General features: G+C 57.7%; 18 protein-coding genes, 1 tRNA gene and 3 pseudogenes. 10 read left to right on the top strand and 12 right to left on the bottom strand.

Features of this window, described 5'->3' with window-relative positions:
• Positions 1-11 precede the first annotated feature (11 nt).
• Together ACZ1GM_RS04415 and ACZ1GM_RS04410 are read right to left on the bottom strand one after the other, a co-directional pair.
• Positions 12-532, bottom strand: a pseudogene (locus tag ACZ1GM_RS04415) (sterol desaturase family protein).
• Positions 529-948, bottom strand: a complete 420-nt coding sequence (locus tag ACZ1GM_RS04410) for an acyl-CoA thioesterase (protein ID WP_472677930.1) — start codon at positions 946-948, stop codon at positions 529-531. Before ACZ1GM_RS04410 ends, ACZ1GM_RS04415 begins: the two are co-directional and overlap by 4 nt.
• A 101-nt stretch (positions 949-1049) precedes the next feature.
• Here ACZ1GM_RS04410 and leuC point away from each other — a divergent pair.
• The 9 genes and pseudogenes from leuC to ACZ1GM_RS04365 all read left to right on the top strand — a co-directional run bounded on the left by leuC (position 1050) and on the right by ACZ1GM_RS04365 (position 6939).
• Positions 1050-2481 (top strand): annotated as a pseudogene (gene leuC, locus ACZ1GM_RS04405) (3-isopropylmalate dehydratase large subunit).
• Positions 2481-2885: a GFA family protein gene (locus ACZ1GM_RS04400; RefSeq protein WP_472678501.1), complete on the top strand. Its 405-nt coding sequence runs from the start codon at positions 2481-2483 to the stop codon at positions 2883-2885. The pseudogene leuC and the gene ACZ1GM_RS04400 overlap by 1 nt, the downstream one beginning before the upstream one ends.
• 70 nt (positions 2886-2955) lie before the next feature.
• Positions 2956-3129, top strand: coding sequence for a hypothetical protein (locus ACZ1GM_RS04395; RefSeq protein WP_472677929.1), 174 nt, complete (start codon positions 2956-2958; stop codon positions 3127-3129).
• 12 nt (positions 3130-3141) lie between these two features.
• The gene (gene leuD / locus ACZ1GM_RS04390; RefSeq protein WP_472677928.1) at positions 3142-3738 is read left to right on the top strand and encodes a 3-isopropylmalate dehydratase small subunit; all 597 of its coding nucleotides are present in this window, start codon (positions 3142-3144) and stop codon (positions 3736-3738) included.
• A 42-nt stretch (positions 3739-3780) separates the two neighbouring features.
• A complete protein-coding gene (locus ACZ1GM_RS04385; protein WP_472677927.1) occupies positions 3781-4779 on the top strand; it encodes an NADPH:quinone oxidoreductase family protein in 999 nt (332 codons plus the stop codon).
• An 88-nt stretch (positions 4780-4867) separates the two neighbouring features.
• A complete protein-coding gene (locus ACZ1GM_RS04380; RefSeq protein WP_472677926.1) occupies positions 4868-5191 on the top strand; it encodes a DUF1476 domain-containing protein in 324 nt (107 codons plus the stop codon).
• A 13-nt stretch (positions 5192-5204) separates the two neighbouring features.
• Positions 5205-5447 carry a BolA/IbaG family iron-sulfur metabolism protein gene (locus ACZ1GM_RS04375; protein WP_472677925.1) on the top strand — a complete coding sequence of 81 codons (243 nt, stop codon included), beginning with the start codon at positions 5205-5207 and terminating at the stop codon, positions 5445-5447.
• A gap of 32 nt (positions 5448-5479) precedes the next feature.
• Positions 5480-5812: a Grx4 family monothiol glutaredoxin gene (gene grxD / locus ACZ1GM_RS04370; protein ID WP_472677924.1), complete on the top strand. Its 333-nt coding sequence runs from the start codon at positions 5480-5482 to the stop codon at positions 5810-5812.
• A gap of 344 nt (positions 5813-6156) precedes the next feature.
• Complete coding sequence (locus ACZ1GM_RS04365) at positions 6157-6939, top strand: NUDIX hydrolase (protein WP_472677923.1); 783 nt, start codon at positions 6157-6159, stop codon at positions 6937-6939.
• Positions 6940-7083: 144 nt separating this feature from the next.
• Here the strand turns inward: ACZ1GM_RS04365 and ACZ1GM_RS04360 are convergent.
• Positions 7084-7160: transfer RNA gene (locus tag ACZ1GM_RS04360), tRNA-Arg, on the bottom strand.
• An 85-nt stretch (positions 7161-7245) separates the two neighbouring features.
• Between ACZ1GM_RS04360 and ACZ1GM_RS04355 the strand changes: the two genes are divergently transcribed.
• Positions 7246-8052 carry a queuosine precursor transporter gene (locus ACZ1GM_RS04355; RefSeq protein ID WP_472677922.1) on the top strand — a complete coding sequence of 269 codons (807 nt, stop codon included), beginning with the start codon at positions 7246-7248 and terminating at the stop codon, positions 8050-8052.
• Between the two features lie 9 nt (positions 8053-8061).
• On the opposite strand, the gene virB11 is transcribed toward ACZ1GM_RS04355, so the two are convergent.
• The 9 genes and pseudogenes from virB11 to ACZ1GM_RS04310 form a co-directional block, all read right to left on the bottom strand.
• Positions 8062-9111 (bottom strand): P-type DNA transfer ATPase VirB11, encoded by a 1050-nt coding sequence (gene virB11 / locus ACZ1GM_RS04350; protein ID WP_472677921.1) that lies wholly within the window; start codon positions 9109-9111, stop codon positions 8062-8064.
• Between the two features lie 17 nt (positions 9112-9128).
• Positions 9129-10238, bottom strand: coding sequence for a TrbI/VirB10 family protein (locus ACZ1GM_RS04345; protein WP_472677920.1), 1110 nt, complete (start codon positions 10236-10238; stop codon positions 9129-9131).
• Positions 10239-10249: 11 nt separating this feature from the next.
• Positions 10250-11047, bottom strand: a complete 798-nt coding sequence (locus ACZ1GM_RS04340) for a TrbG/VirB9 family P-type conjugative transfer protein (protein ID WP_472677919.1) — start codon at positions 11045-11047, stop codon at positions 10250-10252.
• Positions 11044-12282, bottom strand: a complete 1239-nt coding sequence (locus ACZ1GM_RS04335; protein ID WP_472677918.1) for a TrbL/VirB6 family protein — start codon at positions 12280-12282, stop codon at positions 11044-11046. Before ACZ1GM_RS04335 ends, ACZ1GM_RS04340 begins: the two co-directional genes overlap by 4 nt.
• Positions 12279-14716, bottom strand: a pseudogene (locus ACZ1GM_RS04330) (VirB4 family type IV secretion/conjugal transfer ATPase). Before ACZ1GM_RS04330 ends, ACZ1GM_RS04335 begins: the two are co-directional and overlap by 4 nt.
• Positions 14717-14745: 29 nt before the next feature.
• Positions 14746-15030 (bottom strand): VirB3 family type IV secretion system protein, encoded by a 285-nt coding sequence (locus ACZ1GM_RS04325; protein ID WP_472677917.1) that lies wholly within the window; start codon positions 15028-15030, stop codon positions 14746-14748.
• A gap of 4 nt (positions 15031-15034) precedes the next feature.
• On the bottom strand, positions 15035-15325 hold the full coding sequence (locus tag ACZ1GM_RS04320) for a TrbC/VirB2 family protein (protein WP_472678500.1): 291 nt from the start codon (positions 15323-15325) through the stop codon (positions 15035-15037).
• 15 nt (positions 15326-15340) lie between these two features.
• Positions 15341-15937 carry a lytic transglycosylase domain-containing protein gene (locus ACZ1GM_RS04315; protein WP_472677916.1) on the bottom strand — a complete coding sequence of 199 codons (597 nt, stop codon included), beginning with the start codon at positions 15935-15937 and terminating at the stop codon, positions 15341-15343.
• Between the two features lie 272 nt (positions 15938-16209).
• The gene (locus ACZ1GM_RS04310) at positions 16210-16950 is read right to left on the bottom strand and encodes an SDR family NAD(P)-dependent oxidoreductase (RefSeq protein WP_472677915.1); all 741 of its coding nucleotides are present in this window, start codon (positions 16948-16950) and stop codon (positions 16210-16212) included.
• Between the last annotated feature and the right edge of the window lie 4 nt (positions 16951-16954).

Below are 16954 nucleotides of genomic sequence, written 5' to 3'. Positions count from 1 at the left end.
AAAAAATGACCTCACAATGAGGCGCTTTCGCGGATTTTGGCGTCGCCATTCTCGCGCTGCTTCTTCAATTCGGCCTTGAGCCTTGCAGGGTCGGAAACCACCAGAAATCCAAAACTGACGCCCCCTCTTTCCCCACTGTGGCGTGATGCAGTTTATGCGCCTGCACCAGCCGCTTGGCATAACCGCTTTTGGGTACCCAACGGAAATAGCGTTGATGCACCAACCCATCGTGGATGAGCGTGTAGATAATGCCATAGATAAGTATGCCAATACCTATGAATGTCGCGGGCCACCACGCGGCATCACCCGCAATCAGCGGGCTGCCCCAGGCGAACATGGAAATGCTCATTACAGCGCCGACAACACCATACAGATCGTTTTTCTCAAGTGCGTTGTCATGTGGTTCATGATGATCGCGGTGCCACCCCCAACCAAAGCCATGCATGATGTATTTGTGGCTCGCCCATGCGACCCACTCCATCGCAGCGACGGTTGCGAGCACAATCAAAATGGCGACTAAGACTACGATCATAGCGATAGATATAGTCTATTCGTCGTCAGGAAAAAGAACTCACGCATGTGTTCGCCGATACGCGCGGGGCGCAGCGTTTCGGCATCAATGCAGCACCAGCTTGACTGGACTTCTGCCAAAACCTCTTCACCTCGGCGAATAACCGTCGTGTAGAATGCTCTCGCGCCTTTGAAGTGCTCCAGCACCGTTTGTGCCATTACATCATCGTCGAGAAAAGCTGGCTTGCGATACGTGATTTCATGTTTCAGCGCGACCCAGGCTTTGCTGGCCACTTCCTCTGCCGGGGCAAGCTTGTTCCAATGCGCCAAAACCGCATCCTGCACCCAGTTCAGATACTTCGCGTTGTTAACGTGCCCCATAAAATCGATGTCATCTGGGGAGACAGTAATCGGGAAGGCGAATGGCTTTGCTGACATGGATGTTAGTTAGGCACAAAAAGCTTTCATTTCCATGACCCCGATAATGCTTTCGTGCGAGAACATTGCGCCTGTTGCCATTAGGTCGCAATGATGCCTCCATGGCAAGCAAACCGCGCACTTTGTATCAGAAGATTTGGGATGATCACGTCGTGGATCGCCGCGATGACGGCACCTGCATCATCTATATTGACCGGCACCTCGTCCACGAAGTGACAAGCCCGCAAGCATTTGAGGCGCTCCGTTTGGCCGGAAGACCGGTTCGCCGGCCCGACCTGACATTGGCTGTGCCAGATCACAATCTGCCCACGACACCGCGCGTTGATGCAGACGGCAAGCGCATTCCCATCGCAGACCCGCAGAGCGCGGCCCAATTGGCGGCCCTTGAGAAGAACGCGCCTGAATTTGGCGTGCCCTATATTGATGCGGCACGCTGCGCAGCAGGGGATCGTTCATGTGGTTGGGCCTGAACAGGGTTTCTCGCTACCCGGAACGACAATTGTTTGCGGTGACAGCCACACGGCATCCCATGGCGGGATTGGCGCGCTCGCATTTGGCATCGGGACGAGCGAGGTCGAACATGTGTTGGCGACACAGACTCTGCTGCTGCGGCAATCAAAATCAATGGAAGTTCGGGTAGAGGGCAATCTTGGCTCCGGCGTCACGCCTAAAGACCTGATCATGCACATCATTGGTCGAATTGGCGCCGCCGGGGGCACGGGTCATGTGATCGAATATCGCGGCAAGGTGTTCGAGGAAATGAGTATTGAGGGCCGCCTGACCGTCAGCAATATGAGCATTGAAGCCGGTGCAAGAGCTGGTCTGATCGCGCCGGATGAAAAGGTCTATAATTATCTCAAGGGTCGGCCCTATGCACCCAAGGGAGAGGCTTGGGACAAGGCGCTAGCCTACTGGGAAACTCTCCATAGCGATGAAGGTGCAGAATTCGACACATCCGTTGTCATCAACGCCGCTGATGTTGAACCGTCGGTAACTTGGGGCACCAGTCCGGAGGACGTCCTGCCTATAGGTGCGAGCGTGCCGGACCCGACCAGCTTCGCTGATGCTTCGAAGCAAGAGGCCGCGCGCAAAAGCCTCGATTATATGGGGCTCGAACCCGGACAGGCCCTCACTGACATTCCAGTCGAGAACATTTTTATTGGCAGCTGCACCAACAGCCGGATCGAAGATCTGCGCGCCGCAGCAGAGGTTCTGCGCGGGCGCAAGAAAGCCGACAATGTCCGCTGGGCTATCGTCGTCCCCGGCTCTGGCCTCGTCAAAATGCAGGCCGAAGACGAAGGACTGCATACGGTTTTCACCAACGCGGGTTTTGAGTGGCGTGAACCCGGTTGTTCTGCATGTCTGGGTATGAACCCCGACAAAGTGCCGCCAGGCGAGCGTTGCGCCTCCACCTCCAACCGCAATTTCGTCGGGCGCCAAGGCCCGGGTGCCCGCACACACCTGGTCAGCCCAGCCATGGCTGCCGCCGCCGCGGTGACTGGCAAACTCACCGACGTGAGAGAACTGATGTGATGAACGCGACCTGCCATTGCGGCGCGGTGAGCGTGAGCCTAACCACAAAGCCGGAATACGTGAATCTGTGCGATTGCTCTTTGTGCCTGAAGGTGGGCGGAGCCTGGGGTTATTTTGTCGACAATCAGGTCAAGGTTTCCGGCGAGACGCAGGGTTATCGTCGGGCTGACTATCACAAGCCTGCGGTGGATATCCGTTTCTGCCCGAAATGCAGTACCACGACCCATTGGACCCTGACCGAAAACTATCCGGGCGACCGTATAGGCGTGAATATGCGTATTTTTGAGCCAAGCGAATTGGATGGAATAGAGGCGCGTACCCTCAATGGCAGAGAATGGTTTGGAAAGGGCGAAGCGGCTCACCGCCGGGAACCCGGTAAACTCGGTAAAGATGTATTCCTTTGATCCCGACTCTTGCACGATTCGGGCCTTTCTCCCCCTTGCGTCTCGGCGTTATGAGTCCCATTGAAATATCATGACCAAAAAACTCCCCAAATCACGTGGTGGTAAAGCCGCCATTGGTGCCGCTGCAATCGGCTCTGCTGCTATCGCTGCTGCTCTTCTCTATGCGGGCAAGCGCAAGAAAAAAGCCGACGGGAACGCTAAACTTCCTACCGTTCCGTCCGGCGAAAATCCTGAAACCGACTAGAGCCTCACTTACATGCAAACTCTCAGCCAGATTGACAGCACCGCCATCCCCTTTGGCGCAAAGAATATCGACACAGATGTCATCATTTCAGCTGAATGGCTCAAGACAATTACCCGCGAGGGGCTCGACAAAGGCGCCTTTGAAAGCCTTCGCCAAGACCCCGATAATATCTTTGATGATCCGAAATTTGCTGGCTCCCAAATACTGATCGCGGGTGACAATTTCGGATGTGGATCCAGCCGCGAACATGCCGCCTGGGCGTTGCTCGATATGGGCATTCGCGTGGTGATTGCGCCTAGTTTCTCCGACATTTTCTCAGGCAATGCTTTCAAGAACGGTATCTTGACCGTCTGCCTGCCTCAGGAGCAGATTGATCGCCTGATGGAAGTCGCGCAGACCGATCAAATCACTGTCGATCTCGACACGCAGACCGTCACTACACCATTTCAGGATCGTTTTTCGTTCGAGATTGATCCGTTTCGCAAGCATTGTCTCTTGAATGGCCTTGATGAGGTTGGATTGACCTTGGCCAGTGGATCGGCAATCGACGCCTATGAGAGCCAGCGAGCGCAAAGCGCGCCATGGCTTCAGCCAAACATCAGCGCCTGAGACCCTGAACGCAACGGGTCGGCGACAAGGGGAGAATACCGCATGAAGGCTTTACGCACGCACGAAGTTGGTGGGCCAGAGACACTCACGCTTGACGAAATCGACGTGCCCACACCCAGCAAGGGCCAAGTGTTAGTTGACGTCAAGGCATGCTCAATCAACTTCCCGGATACGCTAATGATCCGCGACATGTATCAGTTCAAGCCGGAGCGTCCCTATGCACCCGGCGGCGACATTGCGGGCGTTATCGAAGCGGTCGGAGAAGGCGTCGATGGTTTCGCCGTCGGTGACAAGGTGCTGGCCGGGATTGGTCATGGCGGCCTCAGCGAGAAAGTGATTGTGCCGGCTGACCGCATGTTCCCGATCCCCGATGGTGTGGCGTTCGACAAGGCGGCCTCCATCCTGATGACATACGGCACCAATATTCACGGCCTGAAAGATCGTGGCCACATCAAGGAAGGCGACACTGCGCTGATCCTGGGCGCAGCCGGGGGCGTTGGCCTGTCTGCCGTCGAACTGTGCAAAGCCTATAGCGCGCGCGTCGTTGCGGCGGTTTCATCGGAGGAAAAGGGCGAAGCTGCACGCGCAGCAGGCGCTGACGAAGTGGTCATTTATCCAAAGGGTGAGATGGATAAGGCGGCATCAAAAGAGCTCGCCAACGCATTCAAGGCCGCATGCGGGCCAGAAGGCGCAAACATCGTCTATGACATTGTCGGCGGCCAGTATTCAGAGCCAGCCTTGCGCTCCATCGCATGGGAAGGCCGCTTTCTGGTGGTGGGTTTTCCTGCCGGAATTGCGAAAATGCCGCTCAATCTCACCCTGTTGAAGTCCTGCGATATTTGCGGCGTGTTCTGGGGAGCATTCACCATGCGTGAGCCGGTGAAATTCCGGGCGCAGATTGCCGAACTGTTCGATCTGCTTAAATCGGGCAAGATCGATCCGCTAATCTCCGAGACATTCCCGCTCGAACGCGGTGGCGACGCCATTGCCAAGCTTGCCAATCGCCAGGCGGTGGGCAAACTTGTCGTGACAATGGACTGACACGTTTGGGGATCAACGCAATTTGCGGGCCATTGCCCCGCATCACTGCCGCACCTATCTAAGGCAGATAGACATCTGAGGGACCAACATGACCGATTTCAAAGATCGCCAGCGCGGCGAAGAAGCCAAATTCGCAATGGATGAGGAAACCGCCTTCAAACTGGCCGCTCGTCGCAACCGTTTGCTGGGTGATTGGGCCGCTGGCCTGATGAGCCTCACCGAAGAAGAAACCGACGCCTACAAGAAGGCGGTCGTTCAGGCCGACTTTGAAGAAGCGGGCGATGAGGATGTGATCCGCAAGCTGCTCGGCGACCTCACGGCGGCGGAGTGCGACGTGTCAGAATCCGACATCCGTGCCAAGCTGGAAGAAATGACAATCGAGGCGAAACGCCAGTTCATGAGCGAAAGCTGAAGGACGCCAAGCGATGCCCATGACTGGCTCTGATATAAAACGCATGATTGCCGAAGCGCTGCCTGGCGCGGTGGTCGAAATGACTGATCTTGCCGGTGACAACGATCACTGGGCCGCAAAGGTCACTGCGCCACAGTTTGCGGGGAAATCCCGCGTTCAGCAGCATAAGATGGTGTATGAGGCATTGGGTGGACGCATGGGCGGAGAGCTACACGCCTTGCAACTCACCACGGCAATTCCCACCTCAGCATCATAGCAGAAACACAGTTCGACAGAAGGATCGGCACAATGTCCGACATCAATTCTCGCATTTCCTCAATCGTTGGCGACAATGACGTAGTTTTGTTCATGAAGGGTACGCCGCTCTTCCCGCAATGCGGCTTTTCCAGCCGGGCGGTGGCGATACTCGACCATTGCGGCGTGGCCTATGACGGCGTGGATGTTTTACAAGACCCAGAAGTGCGTCAGGGTATTAAAGAATATTCCGATTGGCCCACAATTCCTCAGCTTTATGTAAAGGGCGAATTTGTCGGCGGCAGCGACATCATGATGGAAATGTTTGAGGCTGGCGAATTGCAGCAGATGATGACTGAAAAGCAGGTCACCAAAGCTGAGAGCTAATCCCGCCCGGGCGAGAAGATCATATCTAGTTTAGAGACAATCATATCTAATTCAGAAACAATAAAGGCCCATCCGAGGGGGCAATTTCGGATGGGCCTTTGTCATGTTTGGATCACGGGTATGATCCAATTCTAGGTCGGGGAGGTGAGACCGGGAGACCGGGTGGTCTCACCCCTTAATCGAAGACCATGTGTTATGCCGCATACTATGCAGCCACCGTGCCAAAAATACGAAAGACTGGATTTCTGCGGATCACGATAGTTAACGCAAACTTGCGCCGATGCTGATTTGTCAATTTTCCCGACACGCTTGTCGAATCTGGCCGGTGCAGCCACAGTCACCCCATGAGCGAAACTGCATCAAGCACGGCCGAAGGCATCCCCGCCGCAACCGTCGTTATCTTCCGCAATGGCCCCGCAGGTCAGCCACCCGAAATCCTGATGACGATCCGATCACGCAATATGGTGTTTGCGGGCGGCATGGCGGTGTTCCCCGGTGGCCGGGTCGATAATGCGGACTTTGACTTGGCGCGCAAGCAAGACGGGGTTGATGGCGTGGAAGAGGTGGCGAACCAGATCGCCGCGATCCGCGAAACGCTCGAGGAAACGGGGCTCGCGATCGGTCTCATGGGTGACATCACCGCAGATAGTGCCAGCGCCGCTAGAGCGCACTTGCTCGAACACAAGACACTTGCTGCGACGCTCGACGCGTTTGGCTGGTCGCTTGACCTTGCTCAGCTCACGCCCTTTGCGCGCTGGTTTCCCAAGAACGAAGACATTCCGCGCGTCTATGACACGCGGTTCTACTTGGCTGATCTGGGCACCGGCGAAGTCGATATTGCCGCCGACTTGTCCGAAAACACGCGCCTGTTCTGGGTTAGTGCGCAGGGCGCGCTAGACATGGCTGCTGATGGCGAGATCAAGCTGATCTTCCCCACACGCCGCAATCTGGAACGGCTCGCGCAGTTTGCGAACTTCTCCGAGGCCAAAGCCCAAGCGGATGCGATTCCGGTCAAGACCATCGTACCCCGCATTGATACCAGCGGTGGGCAGCCCATGTTGCGCATTATGGAAGATGCAGGATATCCGATCACGGCGGAATTGCTGGAGAGCGTGCAGCGGGGGTGAATTGGCGCGCCCGGCAGGACTGTCCTCGACACTTGGCGTCTCGTTCATCTCCGCGCCTGCGGCGCTCCGATTCCGAACCTTTAACGGTTCGAGCCCACCACCCACATCAGACATATCAAACCCCCACTTGGGATCTGATATGTCTGGCGCGCCCGGCAGGACTCGAACCTGCTGCCTCAAGATTAGAAGTCTCGCGCTCTATCCAGATGAGCTACGGGCGCGCGTCGCCAAAAACAAATATCGTCGCGACTGGCTGCCAATAGCGCGGCTTTGCCAAAGCGCAAATTCAATATAAGCGGCCTTCCCATGGAAAATTCGTCACCGGCTGGATCATCACAGCCGCAATTCAAATATTACGACCTTGTGATGGCCAGTTTCGTCGCAATCCTGCTGCTGTCGAACATTATCGGCGCGGCCAAACTGACCTTTGTTGAGGTGTCATGGTGGCCCAGTGGCTGGTGGCCGGCGCCCGATGGCGTGTTCATTTACGGCGCAGGTATACTGTTCTTCCCACTGGGATACGTGATCGGCGACGTCCTCACCGAAATATACGGCTTCGCTAAAGCACGCCGCGTTATCTGGACGGGCTTTGCGGCGATGATCTTCCTCGCCTTTATGAGCTGGGTGGTGGTCAGTCTCCCTGCTTTTGATGGATGGGAATGCGCAGGTAGCGGCGCGTTGGAGATGCGGGACAATCCAGACTCGGTGCCCGGCTCCATATGTCAACAAACCTACGAATCTGTTTTCGGCAGCACATGGCGGATCGTCCTTGCCTCCATCGTGGCCTTCTGGGCCGGCGAGTTCGTCAATTCCTATGTAATGGCGCGCATGAAGGTCTGGACGCAGGGGAAAGCGCTGTGGACCCGCACGATCGGTTCAACTGTCGTGGGTCAAGGCGTCGACAGCCTGATTTTCTACCCCATCGCATTTTACGGCATCTGGACGACCGAGGCGGTCATCACCGTCATGATCACTAACTGGCTGCTGAAAGTCGCGTGGGAGGCTTTGCTAACGCCGGTTACCTATCAGGTAATCGGCTTCCTAAAGCGGCGCGAAGGCGTGGAGATTTTCGATACCGATACGAACTTCTCGCCATTTACGAGCGAGAAATAGCGGGCCTTGTTACGCATCAAGCAGATCAGCACTCTGCGCGATTTGGGTGATCCCGCGCTTGCCCTCACCATCGCGGCCAAGTTGCACCAGTACGTCAATCACACTCGCCGCATAGGCAATGGTGTCACTACGCGTCAGGCCAATGCCTGTTTGCATAACCATCAAAGAAAGCTGCTCAAGCGCGCCGTTCAATGAGTTGGCGTGAATGGTGGAAAAGCTGCCCGGATGGCCAGTGTTGATAGCGCGCAGGAAGGAAACGCTTTCTGCACCGCGCAGCTCGCCAAGAACGATACGATCAGGCCGCAGGCGAAGCGCCGCTTGCAACAGCTCATTTGCCGTCACTTTCGCTTCGCCCAGCTCGCCCTTAACCGCGACCAGGCCAACGCCATTCTCGCCGGGTAGCTTGAGCTCAGGAGTATCTTCGACCAGAACCACGCGCTCTTGCGGTGGTATCTCGCCGAGCATGGCATTTAGGAACGTCGTCTTACCCGTGCTCGTACCGCCGGAGACAAGGATTGTGCGACGCTGCTTGATCGCCTCGCGCAGGAACGCAACTGGCTGTTCCTGAGGGTCAGGCATCGCGCCCGGTTCGGCTTTAACCAGTGGCCCACAATCATAGGCATCAAGCGGCAGATCGAGTCGCCGGTGGCGACGGATGGCGAGCGCCCAATGCTTGCGCGCAGCGGGTGGTCCGCAAAACTGAATACGTGCGCCATCGGGCAATGTGGCACCTAGCAGCGGGTGTTCGCGATTGATCCCTTGGTGGGAAACACGCGCAACCTGCTCAGCCAGACGTTGGATCAGCCGATCATCAATTTCAGGCCGCAAGATCTTCTGCATGCCGGGTGCCTGTGCGTCCTCGACCCAGACCTCGCCCGGACGATTGACGATGATCTCCGTTACGGTGTCACGCTCAAGCCACTCGCGAAATGGCGCAAGATAGGCGTCGAGATAAACGCTACGCTCGCCATCGATGATCGCGGGCGCGGTGTGGTCGGCGCCGATCGCATGCTCCGGCCCGGGGCCTTCAGGCTGAAGTGGATGAATTTCTGCGGTCATGGCGTTCCGTCTTCTGTTCAGTTGACTGACGAGAAGTCGAGATCGCGCGCAGTAAAAATACGGATTGGCTCACCCTGACGCACGCGTACGGTCGGGCCAATCTGGCCATCCTGCTGCGCAGCAGCAGCGGCAGCGGACTGACCCGCCCCGCCGATAAGCACCGCAGACGTACCGCCAGACGCCAACGCGCCAAGCCCACCAACGACGGATAACAGCATGGCTGAACCGAAGCGTTTGAAGAAGTTCGATTGAACCTCGCCTTCAAGCCCGGTTGTGCCGTCAAAACTGATCGCTGGGGATGCAAGGTTTACCGACGCGCCATCCGGGCGGATCAGACGCTGCCAGATCACGTAAGCACGGCGCTGACCACCCTGCAAACCCGACTGATACTGGCCGATCAAGCGGCTAGAACGCGGGACAAGCACTCGGCTGCCGTCGAAGCTGCGCACATCCTGGCTCACCACCGCGCGAACAAAGCCGGGTACGTTGGTGTCAATTGCAGTCTCTAGGATAGCAGGGATCAGCGTACCTTGAGTGACTGTGGTCGATGGATTGGTCATCGGCTGCGCGGTCGCGGGTGCACCGCCGACCCCGCCAATCCGGGCCGCAAAGTCAGTTGAAGAGTTGCCGGTGCTGGCAGTAGCCGCAGCCATTGCAGGGGTACCGGGCACCGCGGCTTCGACAACGGCACCGCCAGTATCAAACACGACAGTAGGGCTGGAATACGGGTTAGTCGCAGGTCCCACACTGGTGCGTGGCGCATTCGCCAAAACGGGTCGCGGTGCCGGATCAACCAATCTTGGCGCGGGCGCATTGACCGCTTGTGGCTGGTTCTGTGGCGCCGGCTGAACGGCAGGTTGTGGCGCAGGAACTTGAGTTGCCTGAGTGCCAGCACTCTCATCGGGTGCCAGACGTGCAGAATTCATGCCCCAAAGCGTGACCAGACCAAGCCCAGCGACGAGCGCGATTCCAGCCACCATGCCGAGCCCGTCGGCCTTGCCACGTTTCTGCGTAACCGCTGGATAGGTATTGCGCTGCGCGAGATCGATAACCTCCGCCTCTGCCGTATCACGCGGATCGCTGTCGTTGGCGACGGTATCGCCGTCATTCTTGTTCGGAAGCCGCATTGCCAGTCGCATTATCGCATCTCCGCTGCTGCGAGCGAGGGGTCCACGCTCTCAAGTTTGGCCGGGCGAACCGGACCATTATTGTTGAGCTCTACGCTTTCCTTGCCGGAGCGCAGAATAATCTGGCGGGGCACACCCTCGACCACGATCGTTTCACCGCGCACAACAAAGTTGACCGGGCCTTCGACGCCTTCGGCATCAGTGACAAGAATGGCCGGGACAGGCTCACCAGTCGGCCAAGTCATGAATGTCGCCTCGCCATCATCAAAAATACGCGCTGGCAGCAGGTCTTCATCGCCATCGGATGACCATTCAAAATTGAGCTGTGTGGGGTCAAGAACCGCCAACCCATCCGTAGATGCCTCTTTTTCAAGATTGGTACGAGCGTCCGCCATTTGCGGCGCTTCGTCCGGCTCATCAGGATAGCTGAAATTCACGACATAGACTGGCTTGGAATTTGGGCGAGCGACTAGATCGAACAGGTAAGTCCGCTTGCTGGTCACAACCGTCATATTGGTTGCTGCACGCGGTTGTAGCGGCTTCACAAACAGCAGATTAGCCTGCTTATTGGGCGTGACCTGCCAAGCCTGTGAATCGCCAATCGCGACGTTCTCAATCCGCTCGCTGTCCTCAAAGCGAATAGTCGCCTGAACCTTCACGCGTCCTTCAATCAGGACAACGCTTGCTGGATCATATGGTATCTCGATCAGGCGGGAATCTTGCGCAGCCAAGGGGGTTGCAGCCAGAACCAGTGCTGGAACGATTGCGCCCGAACGGGCCAGGAGAGTGGGGAAGGCCACTCGGATCATTTTACTTTCTCCGTTGAACGTGCCGAAGCGCCTATAGACTTTGATGCAGAGGCGGCTTTGAACCGGCTGCCAATCCCGCTTGCGCGTGATGGCCGGTCGCTAAGCGGCTTTACCTGACCTCCATCTGAAGCGCTGGCATAAACTTTGGTTGTGCGAACTGTGCTGCTGGAAGCCGAGCCAACGGCAGCGCCGCCTGCATCGTTGGCCGCCGCCGCAGCAACTGCGGGTGCAGATACATCGATACGCCGTGCGGCTTGCGCGGCTGCAGTCGCCTGCTGAGCATGCGTAACTGCGGGTGAAGCTGGCGCTTGCATGGCTGGAACTGTCCGGTCGCGTGGGCTTTCATCGGCATCAACCAACCCAAAGACGGTCCAACCACTCACCATTGTGGTCGCAACTTTCAGTACCATGATCATCAACGCAACATGGACCGCGCCGATCATGAAGAATGCCATGGCTGCCTGCGGATCGACTTGGCCGGGCGTTGCCACCAGCGAAGCAAGGATAGGCACGGCGAGTTCGAGCATCAGGCCGCCACCGAGCACCGCAAACATCGGTGCCAGAGCCAACAGAACTACGCCCTTGAGCCAGCCAGCGAACATCCCGCGTGTGCCCTTGAACAGCGCCATAATCACGAACAGCGGGCCGAGTGCCACGAGCAATGCCAGCGCTACCTTAGCTGTTACCAGCAAACCGACCGTACCGAGCATAAACAGCAAAGCGCCGAGCCACATCAGCCCCTCTGGCGAGAATGCGCCAAAGTCGCGCTGAGGCCCGCTCGCTTCTTGAATAGCCACAAAAACAATGTCGATTTTCTGCGCGAAGGTTTGCGTTGCTGACCCTTGATCACCCGTCAGCATGGTCGCAAGATAATCCGGCGCACCAATCGCCAGATTCCAGACAACGCTTTGATACGCGACCCAGCTGGTCGCAAAAGTCAGCACCAGACCGACCGTGAGCATACGCGGCGTGAGCGAGCGAACACCGAGGCTGCCGCGCCCTGTCAGTAGCTGAATGCCGAAAAACGCCACATAAAGCGTCAGGATGATGACCAGCACAGTTGCTAGCTGTCCGCCCGGCGCGAATAGCCGCCCGAAAGCCGTCGCGGTTACCTCGCTTGCTGCGCAATCGACCGCACGCAGCGCGGCGGCAACACCATTGCCAACTTGCTCAGCGGCCTGTTGGCATTGCGCCAAGGTTGATGACGCAGCTGGTGGAGGCGCAACAGCGATCATTCGACCGCCATCTTCAATGCGTGGTCAGTCGCGTCTGCTGCGTCTTCAAACTGCGTTCCGCCCGGCCACGCTGTACCAGTCAACTGCGGATACCAGTCTGCCGGGGCGTCACCCACGGCGCTGCGGATATTATCGAGCTGACGAACCGCGCTCTCGCGGCCCGACAGGATCGTGAGAACTTCAGGTGCACCAGAAAGGTCGAGCCGGACCACCACACTCGCATCGGGTTGACGTACCAGGAAGCAGCGTGAATGCGCGGGCAGCGTGCGAATGAGTGCCAGCTCATGCTGGGTCAAGCCAAAGCCATCGCAATAATCCTCTGGCCGCGCGCGGCTATTGGGCATGAAGATCATCGTCGCGGTCTGTTCAACCAGAGCGGTGGAAATCCGGCTTTCCAAAGCATCGCAGGCGCTTTGCGTCGCAAAGCCGACCAGCGCATTGCGTTTCCGCAAAGTCTTCAGCCAATCGCGAATGCGTGCGGCGAAGACTTCATCATCGAGCGCCTTCCACCCCTCATCGATCAGGATTATGGTCGGCTTGCCGTCCAGCCGCTCATCAATGCGGTGGAACAGATACATCATGGTTGGCGTGCGCAGGCGCGGGTTTTCGAGCAGTGCCGTCATGTCAAAACCCAACACGCGGGCATTCATATCGAGCTGGTCGACTTCATTGTCGAACAGCCAGCCATGTTCGCCTTCACCGATCCATGCGCTCAGGCGGTCTGCCAGATCGCCAGGTTGTGGGCGGCGAGAGCCAGACAGCAATTCGCGGAAATGGCGCAGACGACGCAGCGATGAGTCGTTGGCATAGGCTGCATCGACCGCTTGTGCGATGGTCGCCTCTTCTTCCGGACCTTCGGCGTTCAAGAGAGCGCCCAGCCATTCGCGCAAGAACGCGCGGTTCGCCGGGCTGTCTTCCAGCGCCATCGGGTTAAAGCCGGTTGGCTCGCCCGCCCGGATCGCATCATAGCGCCCACCGATACCACGAATGAACAGCTCCGCGCCGCGATCCTTGTCAAACAAAACAGTGCGCGGGGAAAACTTCTGCGCCTGTGCGGCGAGGAAATTCATCACCACCGTTTTACCGGAGCCCGATGGGCCGATAACGGAAAAATTGCCGAGATCGCCATTGTGGAAGTTGAAGAAAAACGGCGTCGCGCTGGTCGTTTCGAGTAGCGTGACCGCATCGCCCCAGTGATTGTTTTCCGCGCTACCAAGCGCAAAACCATGGAAGCTACCAAAGCTCGCCATATTGGCGGTTGAGATCATCGCGCGGCGGACCAGATAGGCCTCGTTGCCGGGGAACTGGCCCCAGAATGCAGGCTCAAGATTGGTATCTTCGCGCACAGCAATCGCGCCTGTATCCGCAAGCGCCGCTGCACACGCGGCTGTCGCGTCATCAAGCCGCTCCAGATCGCGTTCGCGCACCATCACAGTCAGGTGATGATCGCCAAAGCTGACCGCACCGTTGCCCAGTGCATCGCGCGCCGCAAGCATATCGGCACGTTCAGCCATCGCCTCTTCATCGGTACCGACTTCAAACGGCGGATCGACAAATCCATCCGCTCGCGCGCAGTCTGACGCTCGGCGGGTGCATAGCTCTCGCTGACGATCATTTCATAGGGCAGCCGCAGCAAGCCATCGAGCAGGCCGGGGCTGGTCGCTTCGGGATAGTCTTTTAGCCCGAGGATCGAGGCAAAATCCGGCTGTCCTGCGCCGCGTTGCTCCATGGCATCCAGGCCAAAGCTGACACGGCGATACGGGATCATGTGCCCAATATCGGTTTCGTCATCGGGTTTGCGCACCGGGCGCATCTCACCATTGTAGAGCGCTGAGAGCAGCTCCAGCATCTCGCTATTCGTGTGCCCCTGCGGCGCCTCATAATCGCCCAGCAGCTGCGCGCCATAAGGCTGCAATGCAGCGACCAAACCCGTGGCCGCAGCTTTCAGCGCGCGAACATCTTTTGGATCCGCGTCAACGATCTCGCGACCTTTGCGGCTCCATGCCTTGCTAATCCGCTCTGCCCACCCTGCTTTGCCACGCGCGGGACGACGGATCAGAGTGATAAACTGGTCGTTTATAAACAGTGAGCCGGAACCCAGTCGCTCTTTCCAACGTGCGTCGATATGACGGCTCAACGGATCAGGGAACTCGGCGTCAAGCTCAACCTCTACCCGGCGGCGGATGACATGGTGGAACAGCACGAAACGCGCGTCCAGGGTCGAGCGCAGCATGACCTCGCGCGTCGCTGCATGAGCATTCAGCGCATCGCTATCTTCCGTCTCAAACAGCAGACCAGGCACTTGCAGCGCGGTCATGATGCTACCGTCGCGCATCAACAAAGTATGCTGATCCAGCATACGCAAATATGGCAGGCGATCGCCGGCGCGCGCTTCCTTCGCGCTCCAGGCTGCATGGCCGATCCATTTGCTCATATCACTTGCCCTCCTTCAGGGCGAACCGCTCAGGCTGCGTAGGAATTGCAGCCCCAACGGTTGTAATTTTTGACCCGTGGGCAACGAGAAACCTTGGTAATCCAGAGGTCGAAAATGCGCGGCTCACGTAGACACGCGAAATATCCGACGGCATGAATGACGACCGCAGCCAGCAACGCCCACCAACTGCCCGTGACAAGAAACAATTCCGTCGTCAGCATCGCATTGATGATGAAGAAATTATACGTAACGCCCGCAAACATTTGCGGGCGGGTCAATGCACGGTGAACGGGATGGCGGACCAGCTGGTTCATGGCGTCAGCCTACCGCTCCTTGGATACCGGCAACGATAGATGCCGCACCAAACAGGATGAAGGTGCCGATGATTACGGTCGCACCAAAACGCCAGTTGAGGCGACCGGTCAGCATCATGAAACCGACCGCTGCGACAGCCATAACCGCGACAGCTGTTGCAACATTGCCCAGCAGCGTGCCCTGCAACCAACCGAGTGCAGCGACAATTGGACCAGAGCCAGCTGGATCAGCGGTCTGTGCCAGAGCGGCGCTTGGCGTCATCAAAAGTGCAGATATTGCAGACAAAGAAAGAATACGCTTCAACTTGGATTACTCCCGAGAATGGTCAGCCAGGCGGCCCATGATAGCCGCAACGTAAAGTTGTGTCTCGCGGATACGCGGAATGCCACCAGCGCGGATCACGCGGCCCGGCCCGGCATTGTACGCAGCGAGTGCTTTTTCGAGGTCGCCATCGAAGCGGTCGAGTTGCTCGCGAAGATAACGCGCGCCGCCTTCCAGATTGGCGAATGGATCATCAGGGTTCACACCCAGGTCACGGGCAGTTCCTGGCATAAGTTGCGCCAGACCACGCGCGCCAGCATGCGAAACAGCGTTGGGACGCCACCGGCTTTCCTGCCAGACCAGCGCCTCAATCAGCGAGGGCGAAAGATCAAACCGTGACGAGAGTTCGGCAACCTTCGCGCGATACTCGACCGGAACACCCTGCGCGGTGCGCGTCGGATCAGACATAATCGGATAGCTCGCTGACATATCCAGTTGCGCATCGTCCAATGCCACGGGTGCAACAGCAGCGACACCGCCCGCCACCCAGCGCGCGCCGTTATCTTCGATCTGCATCACGTCGGCATGGGCGGGTAGAGCCAGACACACAGCGGCAGACGCAAAGATGGCGTTAACCAATTGCATTAGCCTTCTTCGCTGTACCACCCAAAAGCCCTCCATCAGAACCTGCTATGCCGCGTTTTATGACACAGGAGTGACGGAGTGGTTAACAACCTCATATTAACCATAGCAAGTACGGAAACGTCCCGCCGCTTGTAGAAAGCGGCAGACCGATGAAATGTTGGGCTTTCGGTCATCATTCTGCCGCGGCACCGCCGATTTGCCGCTCGCATGGTTAATTCCGCAAAGAGGCCATCATTACAGGTGGAAGTGGCGCACCAATCGCGGCTTGATCTTCACGATAGCGTCAATCCGCCATCAACGGTGATTGTCTGTCCGGTAATATAGCTTGCAAGTGGCGATGCGAGAAACAGCGCCGCGCCCGCCATGTCTTCAGGCGTCCCAGGTCGTCGCAACGGAATTCCACTAAGCATCGTTTCCAACCGTTCTGGATGATCGGTCATCACGGACGTCATCTTGGTCGGCACGAGGCCCGGCGCAATGCCGTTCACGCGGATGCCATCGCGTGCCCATGCGACGCCGAGCGTCTTCACAAGGCTCGCAGCGCCCGCCTTGGACGCGGCATAGGCCGGGTTGCCGATCACTGCGTTAAAGGCTGCAATGGAGGAAATTACGATCATGCTGCCGCCGGTATCGGCCAAGGCTGAATGGTAAGCCCGCGCGATATCCATTACGGAATTGAGGTTCACATCGACAACATCATTCCAGCCCTTTTGGGCGAACTCTTCACGCCCATAGCGCACCAGACCCTGACATTGGATCAGCACGTCCGGTTCGCGCATCACATCAGGCGAAGCATCGACTGCAGCGCGGTCCGTCACATCAAGCTGATGATAGTTCAGCCCGTCGAAATCGCTGTCGCCAGTGTCGCGGTAGTCGCTGGGGTCTGGGCGCGTGCCCGTCACGATCACCTCGCCGCCATGCCGGCGAAATGCCTGAGCTATGCCATTGCCGATGCCACCCGATCCACCGATCACAAGGATGCGCTTACCGGTAAAGTCGAGTGGGTCTGACATAGTG

It is taken from the genome of Qipengyuania sp. JB2-7, assembly GCF_055693485.1.
The sequence above is the reverse complement of the archived record's forward strand: the minus strand, read 5'-3'. Positions and strand labels throughout refer to the sequence as shown.